This window comes from Halalkalibacter oceani, assembly GCF_040544555.1.
Taxonomy (GTDB): domain Bacteria; phylum Bacillota; class Bacilli; order Bacillales; family Bacillaceae_D; genus Halalkalibacter; species Halalkalibacter oceani.
In genome coordinates, this window is the sequence record NZ_JBEPKD010000007.1 from 153,432 (window position 1) to 171,719 (window position 18,288).

Sequence of the window (18,288 nt, forward strand, 5' to 3'; positions counted from 1 at the left end):
AGGGTCACGACGAGGACATGAGCTGCGGAAATTCTGTTTTCAGAGAGAGAAGCAATAAGCTGGGAGCTTCTTAACATGAATCGCACGCTTACCACCTCTGAACTGCGCGAGGGGAACACCTAATGTGGAAACTGGCGCCGGCATGCAGCCGTTATCCTGCATCAATGAGGAGACTAAAGTAATTTTTCAGTCTTGAATGAGGGTGGAACCACGAATGACACGCGTCCCTTCTATGTCTATAGAGGGATGGGTGTTTTTTATGTTGTTTTTAATTAGATCAGAAAGAAGGAGTGGATAGTCATGGCAATGAAATTAACGTTTCCCGATGGCGCGGTAAAGGAATTTCCTCAGGGGACAACGACAGAAGAGGTAGCGGCTTCGATTAGTCCGGGGCTGAAAAAGAAAGCGCTGGCCGGGAAGCACAACGGTACACTGGTTGATGTAAGAACGCCGCTTCAAACAGATGGAAAGATTGAAATTGTCACGCAGGATAGCGAGGATGCGCTCGACATTTTGCGCCACAGCACGGCTCATATTATGGCCCAGGCGATTAAACGGCTGTACAAAAATGTTCATTTAGGAATAGGCCCGGTCATTGAAGGCGGCTTTTACTATGATATCGATGCTGAGGAATCCATTACAGCAGAAGACTTGCCGAAGATCGAAAAGGAAATGAAAAAGATTATTTCTGAAAATCTTGAGGTCAAGCGCGTTGAAGTATCAAGGGACGAAGCGATTCGGATTTACGAAGAGCTCGGTGATCCGTACAAGCTTGAATTAATCAGCGCGATTCCGGAAGGGGAAAAGCTGACGATTTATGAGCAGGGAGAGTTTTTCGACTTATGCCGCGGTGTTCATATCCCGAGCACGAATAAAGTGAAGGAATTCAAGCTGCTCAGTTTAGCGGGCGCGTATTGGCGCGGCGACAGCAAAAATAAAATGCTTCAGCGTATTTACGGGACGGCTTTCTTTAAGAAGGAGGACTTGCAGGAGCATCTTCGTCTGCTCGAGGAAGCGAAGGAGCGGGATCACCGCAAGCTTGGGAAAGAGCTTGGTATTTTCGCCCTTTCCCAAAAGGTCGGTCAGGGACTGCCGCTTTGGCTGCCGAAAGGAGCGACGGTGCGCCGCATTATCGAGCGCTATATCGTCGATAAAGAAGAGCGTCTGGGCTACCAGCATGTGTATACGCCGATTCTCGGCAGCGCCGAGCTGTACAAGACGTCGGGCCACTGGGATCACTATCAGGACGATATGTTTCCGGTCATGGAGCGCGATAACGAGGAATTTGTTCTCCGCCCGATGAACTGTCCGCACCATATGATGGTGTACAAGCAGGAAATGCGCAGCTACCGTCAGCTTCCGTTGCGGATAGCCGAGCTTGGAATGATGCACCGCTACGAAATGTCGGGGGCGGTCTCCGGACTGCAGCGTGTCAGAGGGATGACGTTAAATGATGCGCACATCTTCTGCCGTCCTGACCAGATCAAGGAGGAATTCCTGCGCGTCGTTCACCTCATCCGCGAAGTGTACGAGGATTTTGACATCAAGGAATATAAGTTCCGTCTTTCCTATCGCGATCCAGAGGATAAGGAAAAATATTTCGACGATGATGCGATGTGGGAAAAAGCGCAGGGAATGCTGAAGGAAGCAATGGATGAGCTGGGCGATGTCGACTATTATGAAGCGGAAGGAGAAGCGGCTTTCTATGGTCCGAAGCTCGATGTACAAGTCCGCACCGCTCTCGGCAAGGATGAAACGCTCTCTACAGTCCAGCTTGACTTCCTGCTGCCGGAGCGCTTTGATTTAACCTATGTCGGCGAGGATGGCGCGCAGCATCGTCCAGTCGTCGTCCACCGTGGCGTCGTCTCGACAATGGAACGGTTTGTTGCCTTTTTACTTGAAGAATACAAGGGGGCCTTCCCGACATGGCTCGCGCCGGTGCAGGTTCAGGTCATTCCGGTCTCACCGCATGTCCATTTGGACTATGCAAAACAGGTGCAGGAGCAGTTGCAGCAGCTCGGGGCCCGTGTTCATATTGACGAGCGCGATGAAAAAATCGGCTACAAAATCCGCGAAGCGCAAATGCAGAAGATTCCTTATATGCTCGTTATCGGTGATAAGGAAATGGAAGCAGGCGCCGTCAACGTCCGCAAGTACGGGGAGCAGGACTCGCAATCCGTCCCGCTCGAGCAGTTCATTGAGCAGCTGAGTGCGGAAGTAAAGAAGTAAGCAGACAATCAGGGAAAATTCGTCATTGCAATCTCAGCCTATTAACGGTAAAATAAATAGGTCGGTCGCTAAACGAGTTGACACCTATCAACGGGTATGCTATAGTTGTCAAGTAAACAATTACACATTGGACACAAAGCAGAAGCGCCCGCTTCTCACCTGATTGACGCGAATGCAGTTGGCAGGTACAATAACATTCATTTTTCAAATGAACAAAGTGTGGGCGTATTGTGCCTGCACTTTTTTTATATTGAATGAGGAGCATGTACCATTCCGTTCTTCTGAATGGAAGCAATATGCGTGAAGTGCTTTGATCCGTTTAAAATCCTTTGGAGGTGGCTCATTATTAGTAAAGACATGTTGGTCAATGAAGGGATTCGTGCGCGTGAAGTACGTCTTATTGGAGCAAACGGTGATCAGATTGGGGTCAAGTCGAAGCAGGAAGCGCTTGAAATGGCGCAGAATGTCAACCTTGATTTAGTTTGTGTCGCTCCAACTGCGAAACCGCCTGTGTGTCGTATCATGGACTACGGAAAATTCCGTTATGAACAACAAAAGAAAGACAAGGAAACACGCAAGAAGCAAAAGATCATTAACGTCAAGGAAGTTCGTCTTAGCCCGACGATTGAAGATAATGACTTTAACACAAAGCTTCGTAATGCGCGTAAATTCCTGGAAAAGGGAGATAAGGTAAAGGCTGCGATCCGCTTCCGCGGACGGGCGATTACCCACTCCGAAATCGGACGCCGGGTATTAGAGCGTCTGGCGAAAGAATGTGAAGATGTTGCCACGATCGAGGCAAAGCCGAAGATGGAAGGACGCAGCATGTTCTTAATCTTGGCTCCAAAGGTGGAGAAGTAACATCGATTTGAAGTAGATTAAAGGAGGACCTGAGTTATGCCAAAAATGAAAACTCATCGCGGCGCTGCAAAGCGTTTCAAGAAAACAGGATCTGGAAAGCTGAAGCGTTCACACGCCTACACTAGTCACTTATTTGCAAACAAATCAACGAAGCAGAAGCGAAAGCTCCGCAAATCTGCGATTGTTCACTCTGGTGACTTCAAACGTATTCGTGAAATGTTAACGTACAAAAAATAATTGATGTTTTTCTGATAGAAAAAAGGAGGGAACTGCGATGCCAAGAGTAAAAGGCGGTTATGTCGCTCGTCGTCGTCGTAAGAAGGTTTTAAAGTTAGCAAAGGGATATTTCGGTTCAAAACATACATTATTCAAATCAGCTCAAGGACAAGTAATGAAGTCCTTGCTTTATGCTTACCGTGATCGTCGCCAGAAGAAGCGCGACTTCCGTAAGCTGTGGATTACACGGATCAATGCGGCTGCCCGCGTGAACGGTCTTTCATACAGCCGTTTCATGCACGGTCTTAAGCTTGCTGAGATCAATGTAAACCGTAAAATGCTTGCTGACCTTGCTGTCAATGACGAGAAGTCATTCGCTCAGCTTGCTGAAAAAGCAAAAGCAAGCCTTAACGCATAAAGAAGAGACAGCTCTGAAGCAGCGGATATAGTGCCTAGGGGTTATCTCACAAAAAGGAAGAGAGGGTGTCCCGGAGCCTACGGCTTTTTGGGGCCCCTCTCTTTTTTTCTGATGCCGCTACGCGGTTTTTTAGAAAGGGTGTCCAAACATGGGAGCAGGAGTCCTTTATTTGTTAATCGTGAACGTGCTTTCTTTCATTGTTGTAGGGGCCGATAAGCAGAAAGCCCGAAAGAGACAGAGGCGCATTTCGGAGCGGACGCTTTTTCTTTGGGCGATCATCGGCGGAAGCGTAGGCTCCTATATCGGTTATGAAAAGCCAAGTATCTGTACATGATTTCAAGAAAGTATTGGATATTTTTTTATGGTGTTCTATACTTATGATTAGTGGGGTTATTGTCTATATCCAGTTATAAAGAAAAACATAAAGGTTCTATTTGTAGTTGGATGGGGACGTAGCCCACAGCGGGAGGCGTATCCGCAGGTCGATAGACCGAGGACCTTATACCTTGGGGGTAAAACTATATGGGTGTAATTAAGGATAGACAAACATCGTTAGGAACAGTTTATGAACGATACGACAGCAATAATGAGCTTATCCAAAAGTTTGGGATAATTGGCTTTATAAAGCTATCAACCGTAAGAAGGAAAACTTACTTCATAATTACAGATTTAAAAGGAAACTTAATAGAAGATGCCAATATCTATTTGAATGAAAAGATTGGCGATGACAAATATAAAAAAAGAGAAACTGCTTTTTCAGCTTTAAAGGTGTTCTACTCCTTTTTGGAACTTGTACATATTGATAATCCGCAAAATTTAACTAACGGTGATATTAGGGATCTACGCTTGTTTTTAGAAGGGGGAAAAAAAGAAGGTAGTGTATGGAGTGTTGATCTTCGAGTTAGACGAGACAATCAGACATATAACAACTATCTAAATGTTTATAGAAATTTTTTAGAGAAAATGTATGGCATAAAAGATTCATTTTTGTTTGAAACGATAAAAATAGGTACAACTATAGGTAATGGATTCTTTGCACATGCACATAAAGGGACACAGGAACGATACAAGGTAAATAAAAAAGTATTTAAGCAACAATCTGTTCCGAAATACATAAAGCCTTATCAATACGAAAGAATTATGGATGTAATTGAAAGAAGCTATGGGATACGTGAAAAAGTGATTATTGATTTGATGTATAATTATGGGCTGCGTATAGGAGAGGTTTTAGGGCTAACATTTGAAGATATAGTGCCATCATATAAAGAAGGTTATTATAACCTCATCATCCGTGATAGAATGTCTGACAAGCCTACACAAAGGGCCAAAGGGGTTATAACTCCTACATCGAAAGATGAATATAATGATGCTTGGTATAGAGAACAAGGTAATCACCTTGGATACCAGACGGTTCTAATTGAAGAAGAAATGGCAGAATTGATTCAAGAATACATAGACGAATCGAGAGATGACATTCTATTAAGTAAAAGTCCAATTAAAAGGGAAAACCTAAAAAATAATGCAGTAGCAGACAGGGTTAGTACGACTCCCCTTGTAAACAATGAGAATCAATATATCTTTTTAAATCACCAACACTATACTCCTATTACACAGGCTGGATGGGGGTATGTTCTTCGGGGGATTTTTAAAGAAGCAGGGATTCATGTAGATAAAGGTTCTAAATCTACTAATTTAAGCCATCGTTTTCGACATGCTTTCGCTATGAAACGAGTTAAAAGTGGAATGCAAATTTTAGAGTTGCAAAAAGAACTTCGTCATGCAAGTCCGAAAAGTTGCGAAGCCTATTATAATCCTGATGATGAAGATAAAGTAGAATTATTGAGGAAAAACAACGAAAGGTACAAAGAGATTTATGATAAAGACAAAAACAAATGATTATTATACTGACATTGAAAACGAGACCATTATCTCAATAATTGCATCTCTTGAATCCGATTTGCAAATAAAAAATTTAATTTGGGAATGGCTTCAAACTAAGGACACCTGCGACATTCTGATGAAACGGAAATTCAAAGCAAAAAGAGGAAACTTGAAATTATTGTATATCAAAAAATTTTTGTTAATTATCGGAAAATACATACGAAGCCAAGAAGATTTTAATTGGGAAAATTATTGTTTCATTTTTCATGAAATCTCTAAACTTGGTAATTTTTCTCAAACATCAAGAGAGATGATTAGCAATTTATATCAAAATATCATCTCTTTTGATGTGATTACGAATCCCGAAGTGAAATCGTTTATAGTAAATTATAGAAATCTGTTCTTGCCATATGAGTTTGAATTGAGAAGTAAGAAAAAACTTAATATAACTCCTTTTATTGAAAGAATCAGTACCAATTTTCCTATTAATTCAAAGGTTGGACAAATTATACAGATAGGTTATTACGCTCATAATAAGTTCATGTACGGCAATTTTTTTATGCCTACGGATAATAAGTTTATATTTAGTATTGTGAAAAGTTTTTTAGAGATTTTTGATCAACAAAGCGGTTTCAAATTTACCATCCAACATAGAGTAATGACTACATTATTTGAGGATAGTTTAAGTGGCTACAAAATTAATAGATTTGAGGATTTTAACGAGAAAACGTTTAAAGAGCAATTGATCTATTTTAATCGCATGAATGATGAATATAATCCTCTTGGAAGACGTGAAGCCTACCCTTTTCTCTCAATGTTTTATAGATACATAGATGATATGTATTTAGAAGAAACAGGAGAAAGGTTATTCAATTCGTTTTTTTTCAACAGAGATCTTTTCACACACAACCTATATCAAAAAAGTCTTGAAGAGGGCTATGAGGTTGTAAACACCAATGGAATAGGCGACTATTCTGAAAGCGATAAGTGGTTTGTTGTTGCTGACCTTAATAAAAGTGGAACTCACATAGGAAACATTAATAATTCCTTTATGAACTTTGAGAAGGTACACAATATCGAATTTAGAGAAGACTTAAAAGATTACATATGGAAATCTGATTTGACATATCGAGGTACTTACAACCATTTTTATGTCTTAGTAGACTTTTTAAACCAAGCAGAAATGTATTATCAAGATGAAATGAAAGTATTAACCTTAAAACCTTCATTAACGGTATCCGACAAACTATTGGGTTCAAGTGAGGTTAAGCCTTTTTCAAACAGATTTTTAATTTTTTATCATGCAAGTCTCATATCAAATGAAAAATACAACGATAAAACAACCAAGTCACGAATTGTTATCATACGCAGTTATCTAAAACATATTCAACGAAAATATAGCATTACTATGTTGAGTATTGACCAATTCAGTTCAATTCAAATTGAAAATAAGGGTGGAATTCCAATTCCATCAGAAGACTTTACCAAAATACAAAAGGAATTTACTCGAAGAGTAAAGACAAAAGAAGATGAAATATTATTAATTGTTTTACAATTATCTATTGAAACAAAACTTCGTCACGGTGAGATATTGGGATTAGAAAGAGATTGCATTGTATCAATTGATGATAGTGGGGAATTTGGCACAATTAAATATTACTCTAAGACTTCTGGAAGAAAATATAAGACAGAGGTCTTCATGATAGAACATATTCGATTAATTGAAAGGGCTTTAAAACTAACTCAAGCAATTTATGAAAAAGCAGATTCACCTTTAAAAAAATATATTTTTATTTGTAGTCATTACTATCTTGATAATAAAGTGATTAGAATAAAGGGCAGATTTATTCGTTTGTTTACAGAAGTTTGTAAGAACTTATATGATCAAGAAAAAATTAGATTGCAGTATAGCCCTAATAATTTACGAGATACATATATTGAGAGAGCTTGGCAAATGGTTGAGGATGGTCTTATTTCAACATTAGAGGTTGGTGTAATCACAGGAAACACAGCCGGGGTTGCAGCTAAACATTATCGTGATAGAGAGAATACAAAAAGGTATGTTGAGGCACTTTATGAAGTTTCAATTTTGGATGATGAATTACAGGGAGAAATTGTGGATATTGAATCAGTTAAAGACTTGCCACCTGTTCAAGATGGTGCAGGGAATTGTGCAAGTGAACCATGTATAAAAGTTGAACTGGAAGAAGATAGTTTTTATAAATGTTTGACTTGTAAAAAGTTTGTAACAACTGTTGAACGTAGTTATTATTTTGAAGAGAAAATGAAAGTTTATAAAAAAAATAAAGAAAATGCGACCTCGGTTGCTGAAAGGAACTTTTATTCGGGGTTGATGGAGTTGTATGGAAGTTACTTAGCAAAAATGTATTCGATTATGGAGGGGGAAAAATGAACACTGAGAAAATAGAATGGAATATAGATAATGCAAGTACATTATCTGGGCAACAGAATTACCTAAAAAGTGATTTTATTGATGAACCCCCACTCTTGATTAGGACAAATTTGAGGTTTTCTGATAATAGATGGGAGATTGCCGATAAACTACACCCAAAGGCACACCCACTTGATTTTTCCCCTATCAAGTCAAAAATGTTTAGAGTATTATTGAAAAAAATTATGCTGCGTGAGCTGTTTACTAAACGAAATAGAAGCAGTACAGTTTATAGCAGATTCAACGAGATAAGAAGATTCATTTTTTATCTGGAAAAAGAAAAATATATGTATGATTTAAGATACCTAACACCAGAGGTCATCAAGGGATATGTGGAAACTCTTAAAAAAAATAATATTACAAAAAATTATCTATCAACGCTTCTTAAAGGTGTTGGTAGGTTTTTACAGGAAGTTCAATTTGCTGGATGTGACATAGATTTATCGGAGTTTCAAAAGACACTTACTGTTCCAATAGTAGAAAGAAAAGCGGAAAAAGAGGCTCATAAAACACCAAATATCCCAAAAAGAATTTTTAATCGTGTTGTTAAATGTGCCTTAAAAGATATGAAGGATGAAAGCCTTAGAAAACAAGATCGTATGATGGCGTGTCTAATTGTTATTTTATCCCACACAGGTATGAGAAAAGGAGAACTCCATAGATTAGAAGCTGGTAAATTGAAGGACATTACAATATTAAACAAAAAAGCAAAAGCATTTATACTTGAATTTTTTACTTTTAAAACAACTGCTGAAAATAATGGCAAATGGACTAAAACAATCGCTTTTCCTGAAACTGTACAGGCTTACCAAACTCTTGTGAAAATTTCAAAAAACGGGAGAGAAATGGGAAGCACCAATTATCTATTTTTGAACAAGTTTAATAAGATTTATGGTCGGACAACGTTTGATAACATCTTTGATACCTTTTTTTATAGAAATCAAAATGAATTGTTTGATCATATATCTGAGTATGAAAAAGCCCAAATTCATTTAATGAAAATTGACAGCTATTTAAAAGGTACAATCCCAAAAATCTTACCAAATGTTCCAAAAATAGGTGATACTTTTTATACTTTAAATCCACATCAATTTAGAGTAGCCGTGGCTAATATTCTAAAGGATAAAGTTAGTTTGCAATGGATAAGAGAGCATATGAATCATTTGACTGAAGAAATGACAAAGCACTATTTTAGAGATGAACTTATAAAGGAAACATTATTCAAACGGGCAACGAAGGATGGAACTTCATTAGGTTTGGAACTAAACAATCAAAATCACTTTATAAAAAAAGAACTATCAGAACCAGAATTAATTAAAGCATATGAAGAGATAAATAAATTTCTCCAAAAGAAGAAATTCAATATTTTTAAGGATATTGATGAAATTATCAATACCTTAAAATATAACCCCTTACGTGAAAGCATCGTTGGGGTATGTACTAAACATTTAGGAATGTTGTGTGAGCGTCAATATCGTCTTGCAACCTTTGAAAAATGGTATTTTCTAAGTCCAAAAGTACCTAATATTGAATCGTTTGATTTCACCTATAAACGATTTATTGATAAGTCAAAAATCGTTCAACATAACAAAGAATTAGTTCAACAGGACTCAAAGTATCAAAGGGATTATGAGAATGAATATTCTTCTTTAATTAAGTTTTATCAAAACCGGGTTTTACAAGAGCATGAATTACTTCTTTCTATTTTGAACGAGAAAGGAAAAGAATTCATCTTATCTTCTTACCCACAATTAGAAATCATAATTTCCGATATTGAAAATGTTAACAAGGAGATTACCAAATGGGCATCGACATTGAACTTAGAGAGTGTGTAAATGAAAACACTCTAAGATATGGTATTGGTGAATTAAGTGAAATTAGTAGCGTAAAAATACAGGACCAATTGATCTTGTTAGAAGAATATCTACAAAAGTTTTGTATGAAACAAAGACAATTAAAAGAACAAATAAAGCAGTCTAATAAACTATCTATTTCCTCTGTTTCATCGGGGGCAAAAGTACCAAGAAGCCAGATTAACCTAAATACAAATACATTAAAACTCTATATTGAAAAACGAATTCAAGAAATTGAAAAAGAAGACATTTTGAATATAAATAGGACTAAAAAGCTCAAAAGTGAAAAAGGGGAGCTTTCCATGTATATAGATGGATTAAGACAGAAAGTAGTTGACAGCTTCGAAATGAAATTATATATAGAAAAGTTAGAAGCTGAAAATAAACGTCTTATCCAAAAAATAGAAGATAGACAAAAGGATATTCAAAAATTAGAAATTGAAAACAATAAATTGCGTAAGGAAGTTGCTGATCAGAATAATAAAAAAATTGTATCCTTTAGTTGATTTAAAATCTAAGGAATTAGAGGATAGTTGAACGCAAAAACTCATAGAAAACAAGCTATAATGAATAGCTTGTTTTTTTGTTTTTATAAATAAATTGTGGATTTAATTTTATGCTAAGAAAGGTTAATTAAAAAAAACGAACATCAGGAGTTAGAATTATACAAATTCCTATTTTAATTTCATTCAAATATATACTTGAATGTTTTTGGTTAAATGAAGTATACTATAATCAAATGAAGACTTGAATGAGAATGGAGTGAGATAATGAATAAAAAAGATACCTGTGAGATTTATTGTTATGATGAAGAAAAAGTCAATCGAATACAAGGGGATTTACAAGCAATTGACATTGTTAGTGTTGCCCAAATGTTAAAAGCTATTGCAGATGAAAATAGAGCAAAAATTACCTATGCTTTGTGTCAAGATGAAGAACTATGTGTGTGTGACATCGCAAATATAGTAGGTGTTACAGTTGCAAATGCTTCTCATCATTTACGCTTCCTTCATAAACAGGGGGTTGTGAAATTTAGAAAAGAAGGCAAACTGGCATTTTATTCATTAGATGATGAGCATATCAGACAAATTATGATGATTGCATTAGCACATAAGAAAGAGGTGAAGAGCAATGTCTAGTGAGAAAGCAAAACTTGCTGAAGAAGAAATGAAAGCCTATCGTGTTCAAGGATTTACTTGTACTAACTGTGCAGCCATTTTTGAAAATAATGTTAAAGAACTTCCCGGTGTTCAGGATGCGAAAGTAAACTTCGGAGCATCTAAAGTTTATGTTAAAGGGACGACAACAATTGAAGAATTAGAAAAAGCAGGAGCATTTGAAAATTTAAAAATTCGAGATGAAAAAGAACAAAGGGTAGAACGAGAACCTTTTTGGAAGCAGAAAGAAAATATTAAGGTATATATATCAGCTCTTTTACTTGTAGTTAGCTGGTTCTTAGGAGAGCAGTATGGTGAGGAGCATGTTCTACCGACAATTGGTTATGCAGCGTCCATTTTAATCGGTGGATATTCGTTATTCATTAAAGGTCTCAAAAATCTAAGCAGATTAAATTTCGATATGAATACGCTTATGACTATTGCCATTATAGGAGCTGCAATCATTGGTGAATGGGGTGAAGGGGCAACCGTTGTTATCCTATTTGCGATTAGTGAAGCATTAGAGCGTTATTCAATGGATAAAGCACGTCAATCTATTGAATCTTTAATGGATATTGCCCCAAAAGAAGCGTTAATTCGACGTGGCAATGAAGAAATGATGATTCATGTTGATGATATTCAAGTTGGAGACATCATGATTGTTAAGCCCGGTCAAAAGTTAGCAATGGATGGAGTAGTGGTTAAAGGCACATCGGCATTAAATCAGGCTGCGATTACAGGTGAAAGTGTTCCAGTAATGAAAACCACAGATGATGAAGTATTTGCAGGAACCTTGAATGAAGAAGGGTTACTTGAGGTTAAAGTAACAAAACGAGTTGAAGATACTACTCTTTCAAAAATCATTCACTTGGTAGAAGAAGCTCAAGCAGAACGGGCCCCTTCTCAAGCGTTTGTCGATAAATTTGCAAAATACTATACACCAGCTATTGTGATACTAGCTCTTTTAATTGCGGTAGTTCCACCATTATTTGGGGGAGACTGGAGCCAATGGATTTATCAAGGATTAGCTGTATTAGTGGTTGGTTGTCCTTGTGCCTTAGTAGTCTCAACTCCAGTTGCTGTTGTTACAGCAATTGGAAATGCAGCGAAAAATGGTGTTTTAATTAAAGGTGGTATCCATTTAGAAGAAGCAGGACACTTAAAAGCGATTGCCTTTGATAAAACAGGAACATTAACAAAAGGGATTCCTGCTGTAACAGACATTGTGACATATGGTGGAAATGAAAATGAATTAATGACCATAACAGCAGCCATTGAAAAAGGATCGCAGCATCCACTTGCTTCAGCAATTATGAGAAAAGCAGAAGAAAATGGATCAGACTTTAATGATGTAATGATTGAAGACTTCCAATCCATTACGGGTAAAGGTGTAAAAGCCAAAGTAAATAACGAAATGTATTATGTCGGAAGCCCAGCACTTTTTGAAGAATTGCATGGAAGCATTGAAAGTGATAGAAAACAAAAGATTACAGAAATGCAGACCCAAGGAAAAACCGTGATGGTGCTAGGAACGAAAAAAGAGATTCTTTCGTTAATTGCTGTAGCTGATGAAATTAGGGAAACATCAAAAGAAGTCATCGGTAAATTGAATAATATTGGAATTGAAACAGTAATGCTTACAGGTGATAATCAAAGAACTGCAAGTGCAATTGGAAAACAAATTGGTGTTTCTGATATTAAAGCTGATTTACTTCCAGAGGATAAGTTGAATTTCATTAAAGAACTTCGAGAAAAGCATCAAAGTGTGGGAATGGTCGGAGATGGCGTGAACGATGCTCCAGCACTTGCAGCATCTACTGTTGGTGTAGCGATGGGTGGTGCTGGAACTGATACAGCTTTAGAAACGGCTGACATCGCATTAATGTCTGATGATTTGAGTAGATTACCATATACAATAAAATTAAGCCGAAAGGCTTTAACAATCATCAAGCAAAACATTACCTTCTCTTTAGCGATTAAATTAGTGGCATTACTGTTAGTCATGCCCGGTTGGTTAACACTATGGATAGCGATATTTGCTGATATGGGAGCAACGTTACTTGTAACATTAAACAGTTTACGATTGCTAAAAGTAAAAGAATAGAATCATATGTAAAAGGGATAGCAGAACGTTATCCCTTTTTATGATAAAACCATTATTTAGTTTTGGGGATTATTGGTGAATTGCATTTTATGTCCTTTCATCAAATGGGGTTATTTTGAAAGAAATAAATGGCAAAGATGATCAATGCGATTTGGAATGTAATGATAACCGGAATTCCATATTTGAATGAATTATGGTGGGTTTTATGCCGAAATTGCTGGCCGCCTAGCAAAATTCCAACAGAGCCACCCAACAACGCAATTTTAAATAATGTTTTTTCTTTAATTCTCCACTCCCCTTTGATAGCCTTTTTTTTATCTAGGTACATCAATACCATACCAACAGTATTAATGAAAAATAAGTATACAAATACAAGAAAAATCAATTCCAAATTAACCTCCATCTTATTCCTTTAAATCTCAATTATTTGAATTATGTAAAGGAGTTAATTTTATGAACCACAAATAATTATAACCGAAATTTGAATAAGATTCGATTTTATGGGGCGAGTAGCAAAAAGGAAAGAATTAAGGTCATATTATTAATGTAGATTTACATGGTGAAAATTGTCCAATTTTTTCATGTGAAAAAGAACACGATATTGAACCAATTTACCAATATTAATCCAATTATTTTATCATAGTAGAAAATAATAATAGTTTTTTTGTCCAAAAGTAAAATTGATCTAATTTTACTAAAAAGCCAATAATAATCGAGTTAGAGTATGAATGTACAATAATCCCACTTATCATAATGTAGGAATGAGATTTTTTCATCATAAAACGAAGCATAAGCGTTTTATGATCGGGGTACCGCTTATTATCGTGATCCAGGTGCTGGCGCTCGCCTTCATCATTTCAGCGATACAAGCATAATGTAGTAGAGGAGGTGGAGCTGACAATGGAAGAGTTTCTAAGAAAGTCTTTATTCGTAATTGAGCAAAGCGGTTGGCTCGCCCCGCTGTTTTTTATTCTGCTCCATGTCGTCAGACAGATTTTCTTCATTCCGGTTCTGTTTATTTGTCTGCTAGGCGGATATTTATTCGGGACGTTGGCCGGCTCACTCTACTCGATTGTCGGTCTGACAGCAGTCAGCTTCGTTTTTTATTGGCTCGTTTATCTCTTTCCGGGTGTCAGGAAAAAGGTCGCTGCTTTAAAACGGCGCATGCTGAAAGATGAATATCGCCTGACATTGCCGCAAATGATGGTGATGAGACTGATGCCGTTTGTTCATTTCCATCTTGTGTCGCTTTATATTATGGAAACGACAGACAATGTTAAAAAGTATACACAGCAATCCTTTATCGTCAGTATTCCACCGGCGATTGTTTATACATCCTTTGGTGATATGCTGCATGCACTGCCGCTCGTCGGTACGGTCGTATTTATTCTTTTTTTGACGTTGCTGTTTCTCTTTTTTCGGCCGAAGCGCACAACGTCTGTCAGCTGGGCCGGCTTTTTTGCGGAGAAGAAAGAATGAGTGGGAGCTGTCTCATAAGCTTCGTAATGAAAAAGACGGGGTGTGTCAAAAAGGGTATTTTCCCCTTTGGCACACCCCTCTTGCTTATTCTTTTCGCAGCAGCTCTTTAATCGGGCTTTTCCATTCGATTTTTGCATTCGGGTAGCGAAGATGAACATCATCGGCAATAAATTGAAAATCCTCTTTGGAAAATCCGTTCAGCCGGTCGGTTTGTCTCGCCCAAATATAGACGGAAACAATCTCGAAGGAGTCCTCTGTCGTCCCTAAATATTTTTCCCCTTCAAACATCACACCTTTGTAGGTGAGGAGGAAGTTTTTCCTGACGTCCTTCTCATCATCGTAAAAGAAAAACTGCTGGCGTTCATGCGCCTGCTCAAGCTTGCGGCGCGGGTGAAATAAATACTTTAAGGCCGAATAAGCCAGGATTATAAGAGCTAATAAAATTAAGAAACGAAAGAGAATGACCATGTTTCATTCCTCCTTTATGAGGGATCAGTGAATAGAATGATTTTGACATACTTTTATAAAGGAAGTAAAGTAGTTATTCAGTTATACGAATCAGAAAAGATTTGGTTGCATCTTTTTTGAAAAAAATTGTTATAATCAAGTTCAAGGGGAGGGATAACGTTGGATATTCAGAAGCTATTTGACATCCAGGAGACATTAAACAACCGGATTATGACCGAGCATCAGCTGACGCAGGCTGATTTGTTTCAGGAGCAGCAGCTGGCGCTTCTTGTGGAGCTTGGCGAACTGGCGAACGAAACGCGCTGCTTTAAATATTGGAGCCGCAAGTCGGCCTCTGAGCGAGGTGTTATTTTGGAGGAGTATGTCGACGGCTTGCATTTCGTGCTGACACTCGGACTGGCGCTCGGATTTCGCTACCCGCAGCCGCTTCAGTCATATGGCCATCAGGAAACGCTGACCGGGCAATTTCTCATCGTGATGGAAACGACACACCGACTGCAGCTTGCTCCGACGGAAGAGAACTATCACGCTTTGATGGAAGCGTTCCTGGCGTTAGGCCAGCAGCTCGGTTTTTCCCACGAGGAAATCGAAGCCGGCTATTTGGCTAAAAATAAAGTGAATCATGAACGGCAGGATGTCGGTTATTAGATGAAGTGAGTAGGACCACGCTTTTTATGTATACTACTAATAAGTCACTACTTGATCATAGGAGGAATGTACATAATGAAGAAGCTTGATGAACGTCTGCAAATGCTAAAAGACCTGACTGATGCGAACGGCATTTCAGGAGATGAGCGTGAAGTGAGAGAAGTGATGACAAGCTATATTCAGCCATATGCCGACGAGGTGACGACTGATAAGCTTGGCAGCCTTGTCGCCAAAAAGGTCGGTCAGGCGGACGGCCCGAAAATTATGATTGCCGGTCATCTCGATGAAATCGGCTTTATGGTCACAAGCATTGATGACAAAGGCTTTCTCCGCTTTCAAACCGTCGGCGGCTGGTGGGAGCAGGTGATGCTGGCCCAACGCGTTACAGTCATGACAAAGGAAGGGAACATTCCGGGGGTAATCGGTTCAAAGCCGCCGCATATTCTTCCAGCCGATGTCCGGAAGAAGCCGGTTGATAAAAAGGATATGTTCATTGATATTGGCGCCTCAAGCAAAGAGGAAGCGCTTGAATTCGGCGTGCGTCCTGGCGATTCGGTCGTCCCGGTTTGTGAATTCACCGTCATGAAGAATGAAAAGTATTTGATGGCAAAAGCGTGGGATAATCGGATTGGCTGCGCGATTGCGATTGATGTCATGCGCGAATTGAAGGATGCAAAGCACCCGAATACGGTGTATGGAGTCGGAACGATTCAGGAAGAGGTCGGCTTAAGAGGCGCGCGGACATCAGCGCATTTGATTCAGCCGGATATCGGCTTCGGGATTGATGTCGGCATCGCCGGCGACACGCCTGGGGTAACGGAAAAAGAAGCTCTCGCCAAAATGGGCGAAGGGCCGCAAATCGTCTTGTATGATGCTTCGATGATTTCGCACAAAGGCTTGCGTGAATTTGTAACGGCAACTGCTGATGAGCATGACATTCCGTATCAATATGACTCGATGGCCGGAGGGGGCACGGATTCCGGCGCGATTCACGTAACGGCGAACGGCGTTCCGGCGCTGTCAATTACAGTCGCGACCCGCTACATTCATACTCACGCCGCGATTCTGCACCGCGATGATTATGAAAATACGGTGAAGCTGCTCGTGGAGGTCATCAAAAAGCTCGATCGCGAAACGGTGGAAAAGCTTACATTTGATTAATGGTTGGCTCAAAAAAAATCAAGAGGGATTACCGTCAAAGCTGGCACTGTTGGCGGTAATCCCTCTATCTGTTTATTGCAGCCCCTGGCTGATTTGCTGGCACATTTCTTCTTTTTGCTGCTCGTCTGCGTTTTTCCAATATACTTCAAATAACACGCCAAGACCCGGCAGCATTTTTTCTTCTCCACGCTGAATGGCATCGAGAATTGTTGCTTCGACATCCTCTTCAGAGCTGCCCTGAATGTTGGCCATAATCGCACCACGAAGGTTAAAGCCCATCTTTGTGCCCTCCTTTCCAGTTCATGATTCTTTCTCCTTGTAGTATGGCTGAAATCAGACTGGATTATGTTTGTAAAAATCGGTATGATGAGGGATAGAACAGACAGGTAAAGGAGTACCGTATGCGAAGGATTGATTCGAGCAAAAATGAGCAAATAAAAGCCTGGAAAAAGCTTCATACGAAAAAAGGGCGCGAGAAAGCCGGACAGTTTCTTGTCGAAGGCTTTCATCTTGTGGAAGAGGCGTTACGGGCCTCGATCAAAGTAAATACAGTGCTGCTGACCGATGAAACGATCCCGCCCCAAGAGTGGCCGCTGGCTGAGCTTGACGTCATTATGATCAGTCCGCAAGTGATGAAGGAGCTGGCTGAAACGGAAACGCCCCAGGGCGTTATCGCCGTATGTGAGCTTCCTGAAACGCCGGATGCCGAGATTACGGAAGGAAAGTATCTGCTAGTGGATCGCGTTCAGGATCCAGGGAATTTGGGAACGATGATTAGGACGGCAGACAGCGCCGGCTTAACCGGTGTCATTGTAGGCGACGGCTGTGTCGATATTTTTAATGGGAAGCTGATTCGAGCGTCGCAAGGCTCGATTTTCCACTTGCCGGTGCTGAAAGGAGATTTAGTGGACTGGGTGGAGCGATGTAAACAGGCGCAAATCCCTGTTTTCGGCACTGCTCTAAAAGGCGCCAGCTCTTATTCGGCGATTGAGCCGCAGCGTGATTTCGCGCTGCTGATGGGAAATGAAGGAGAAGGGGTGTCAGAGGAGCTGCTCGAGCTGACTGACCAGAATTTGTACATTCCGATCTATGGAGAAGCGGAGTCATTAAATGTCGCCGTGGCAACCGGCATTCTCCTTTATTATTTACGAGGATAAGGTTGCATCGGCGCTGAAGTTTTTCTATAATGAAAAAGCGATCATCATACAAGTGAAAAAAGCAAAATGCGACGAAAGAGAGTAGTACGAATGACACCGCTATGCAGGGAGAGAATGCCTTGACTGAAAGCATTCTTATAGCAGGGAATTCCGAATTCGCTCTGGAGCAGGCATCGGAGCACGGGAGATGGATTCTCGTGAAGA

At 39.4% G+C, this 18,288-nt stretch carries 19 protein-coding genes and 2 other annotated features (1 of these 21 cut by a window edge); of the genes, 16 read left to right on the forward strand and 3 right to left on the reverse strand.

The genetic code is table 11. The features are described 5' to 3' along the window. Positions 1-300: 300 nt before the first annotated feature. The 11 genes from thrS to ABMB67_RS10455 all read left to right on the forward strand — a co-directional run bounded on the left by thrS (position 301) and on the right by ABMB67_RS10455 (position 13,171). Positions 301-2,229 carry a threonine--tRNA ligase gene (gene thrS / locus ABMB67_RS10405; protein WP_285890608.1) on the forward strand — a complete coding sequence of 643 codons (1,929 nt, stop codon included), beginning with the start codon at positions 301-303 and terminating at the stop codon, positions 2,227-2,229. A 130-nt stretch (positions 2,230-2,359) separates the two neighbouring features. Then, positions 2,360-2,481 (forward strand) — a sequence feature (ribosomal protein L20 leader region). A gap of 105 nt (positions 2,482-2,586) precedes the next feature. Further along, a complete protein-coding gene (gene infC / locus ABMB67_RS10410; RefSeq protein WP_251192580.1) occupies positions 2,587-3,090 on the forward strand; it encodes a translation initiation factor IF-3 in 504 nt (167 codons plus the stop codon). A gap of 36 nt (positions 3,091-3,126) precedes the next feature. Continuing rightward, positions 3,127-3,327, forward strand: a complete 201-nt coding sequence (gene rpmI, locus ABMB67_RS10415; protein ID WP_251224683.1) for a 50S ribosomal protein L35 — start codon at positions 3,127-3,129, stop codon at positions 3,325-3,327. A gap of 37 nt (positions 3,328-3,364) precedes the next feature. Continuing rightward, entirely contained in the window at positions 3,365-3,724 is a 360-nt protein-coding gene (gene rplT / locus ABMB67_RS10420; RefSeq protein ID WP_251192404.1) for a 50S ribosomal protein L20, read from the forward strand. A gap of 148 nt (positions 3,725-3,872) precedes the next feature. Then, a complete protein-coding gene (locus tag ABMB67_RS10425) occupies positions 3,873-4,058 on the forward strand; it encodes a DUF1294 domain-containing protein (RefSeq protein WP_354572017.1) in 186 nt (61 codons plus the stop codon). Positions 4,059-4,246: 188 nt separating this feature from the next. Further along, entirely contained in the window at positions 4,247-5,620 is a 1,374-nt protein-coding gene (locus tag ABMB67_RS10430; protein ID WP_354572018.1) for a tyrosine-type recombinase/integrase, read from the forward strand. After that, positions 5,598-8,018 (forward strand): hypothetical protein, encoded by a 2,421-nt coding sequence (locus tag ABMB67_RS10435; RefSeq protein ID WP_354572019.1) that lies wholly within the window; start codon positions 5,598-5,600, stop codon positions 8,016-8,018. The genes ABMB67_RS10430 and ABMB67_RS10435 overlap by 23 nt, the downstream gene beginning before the upstream one ends. Next, positions 8,015-9,892 (forward strand): site-specific integrase, encoded by a 1,878-nt coding sequence (locus ABMB67_RS10440; RefSeq protein WP_354572020.1) that lies wholly within the window; start codon positions 8,015-8,017, stop codon positions 9,890-9,892. The genes ABMB67_RS10435 and ABMB67_RS10440 overlap by 4 nt, the downstream gene beginning before the upstream one ends. After that, a complete protein-coding gene (locus ABMB67_RS10445) occupies positions 9,859-10,416 on the forward strand; it encodes a hypothetical protein (RefSeq protein WP_354572021.1) in 558 nt (185 codons plus the stop codon). The genes ABMB67_RS10440 and ABMB67_RS10445 overlap by 34 nt, the downstream gene beginning before the upstream one ends. A 264-nt stretch (positions 10,417-10,680) precedes the next feature. After that, positions 10,681-11,049 carry an ArsR/SmtB family transcription factor gene (locus ABMB67_RS10450; protein ID WP_061794255.1) on the forward strand — a complete coding sequence of 123 codons (369 nt, stop codon included), beginning with the start codon at positions 10,681-10,683 and terminating at the stop codon, positions 11,047-11,049. Further along, entirely contained in the window at positions 11,042-13,171 is a 2,130-nt protein-coding gene (locus ABMB67_RS10455) for a heavy metal translocating P-type ATPase (RefSeq protein ID WP_354572022.1), read from the forward strand. Before ABMB67_RS10450 ends, ABMB67_RS10455 begins: the two co-directional genes overlap by 8 nt. Before the next feature lie 100 nt (positions 13,172-13,271). On the opposite strand, the gene ABMB67_RS10460 is transcribed toward ABMB67_RS10455, so the two are convergent. Continuing rightward, positions 13,272-13,562, reverse strand: a complete 291-nt coding sequence (locus ABMB67_RS10460) for a DUF1294 domain-containing protein (RefSeq protein ID WP_235831246.1) — start codon at positions 13,560-13,562, stop codon at positions 13,272-13,274. A gap of 337 nt (positions 13,563-13,899) precedes the next feature. On the opposite strand from ABMB67_RS10460, the gene ABMB67_RS10465 reads away from it, so the two are divergent. Further along, entirely contained in the window at positions 13,900-14,046 is a 147-nt protein-coding gene (locus ABMB67_RS10465) for a DUF1294 domain-containing protein (RefSeq protein ID WP_354572023.1), read from the forward strand. A gap of 25 nt (positions 14,047-14,071) precedes the next feature. Then, positions 14,072-14,650 carry a TVP38/TMEM64 family protein gene (locus tag ABMB67_RS10470; RefSeq protein WP_354572024.1) on the forward strand — a complete coding sequence of 193 codons (579 nt, stop codon included), beginning with the start codon at positions 14,072-14,074 and terminating at the stop codon, positions 14,648-14,650. Between the two features lie 84 nt (positions 14,651-14,734). Here the strand turns inward: ABMB67_RS10470 and ABMB67_RS10475 are convergent, their stop codons facing one another. Then, on the reverse strand, positions 14,735-15,118 hold the full coding sequence (locus ABMB67_RS10475; RefSeq protein WP_251192407.1) for a sigma-w pathway protein ysdB: 384 nt from the start codon (positions 15,116-15,118) through the stop codon (positions 14,735-14,737). A 159-nt stretch (positions 15,119-15,277) separates the two neighbouring features. On the opposite strand from ABMB67_RS10475, the gene ABMB67_RS10480 reads away from it, so the two are divergent. Together ABMB67_RS10480 and ABMB67_RS10485 are read left to right on the forward strand one after the other, a co-directional pair. Continuing rightward, positions 15,278-15,766, forward strand: a complete 489-nt coding sequence (locus tag ABMB67_RS10480) for a dUTP diphosphatase (RefSeq protein ID WP_354572025.1) — start codon at positions 15,278-15,280, stop codon at positions 15,764-15,766. 75 nt (positions 15,767-15,841) lie between these two features. After that, positions 15,842-16,927, forward strand: a complete 1,086-nt coding sequence (locus ABMB67_RS10485; RefSeq protein WP_354572026.1) for a M42 family metallopeptidase — start codon at positions 15,842-15,844, stop codon at positions 16,925-16,927. Between the two features lie 72 nt (positions 16,928-16,999). On the opposite strand, the gene sspI is transcribed toward ABMB67_RS10485, so the two are convergent. Next, positions 17,000-17,206 (reverse strand): small acid-soluble spore protein SspI, encoded by a 207-nt coding sequence (gene sspI / locus ABMB67_RS10490; RefSeq protein ID WP_251224688.1) that lies wholly within the window; start codon positions 17,204-17,206, stop codon positions 17,000-17,002. Positions 17,207-17,328: 122 nt separating this feature from the next. Here sspI and ABMB67_RS10495 point away from each other — a divergent pair, with 122 nt between their 5' ends. Then, positions 17,329-18,084, forward strand: coding sequence for a TrmH family RNA methyltransferase (locus tag ABMB67_RS10495; RefSeq protein WP_251224689.1), 756 nt, complete (start codon positions 17,329-17,331; stop codon positions 18,082-18,084). A 62-nt stretch (positions 18,085-18,146) separates the two neighbouring features. Next, positions 18,147-18,288: a binding site (T-box leader), on the forward strand; it runs 99 nt beyond the window's last position.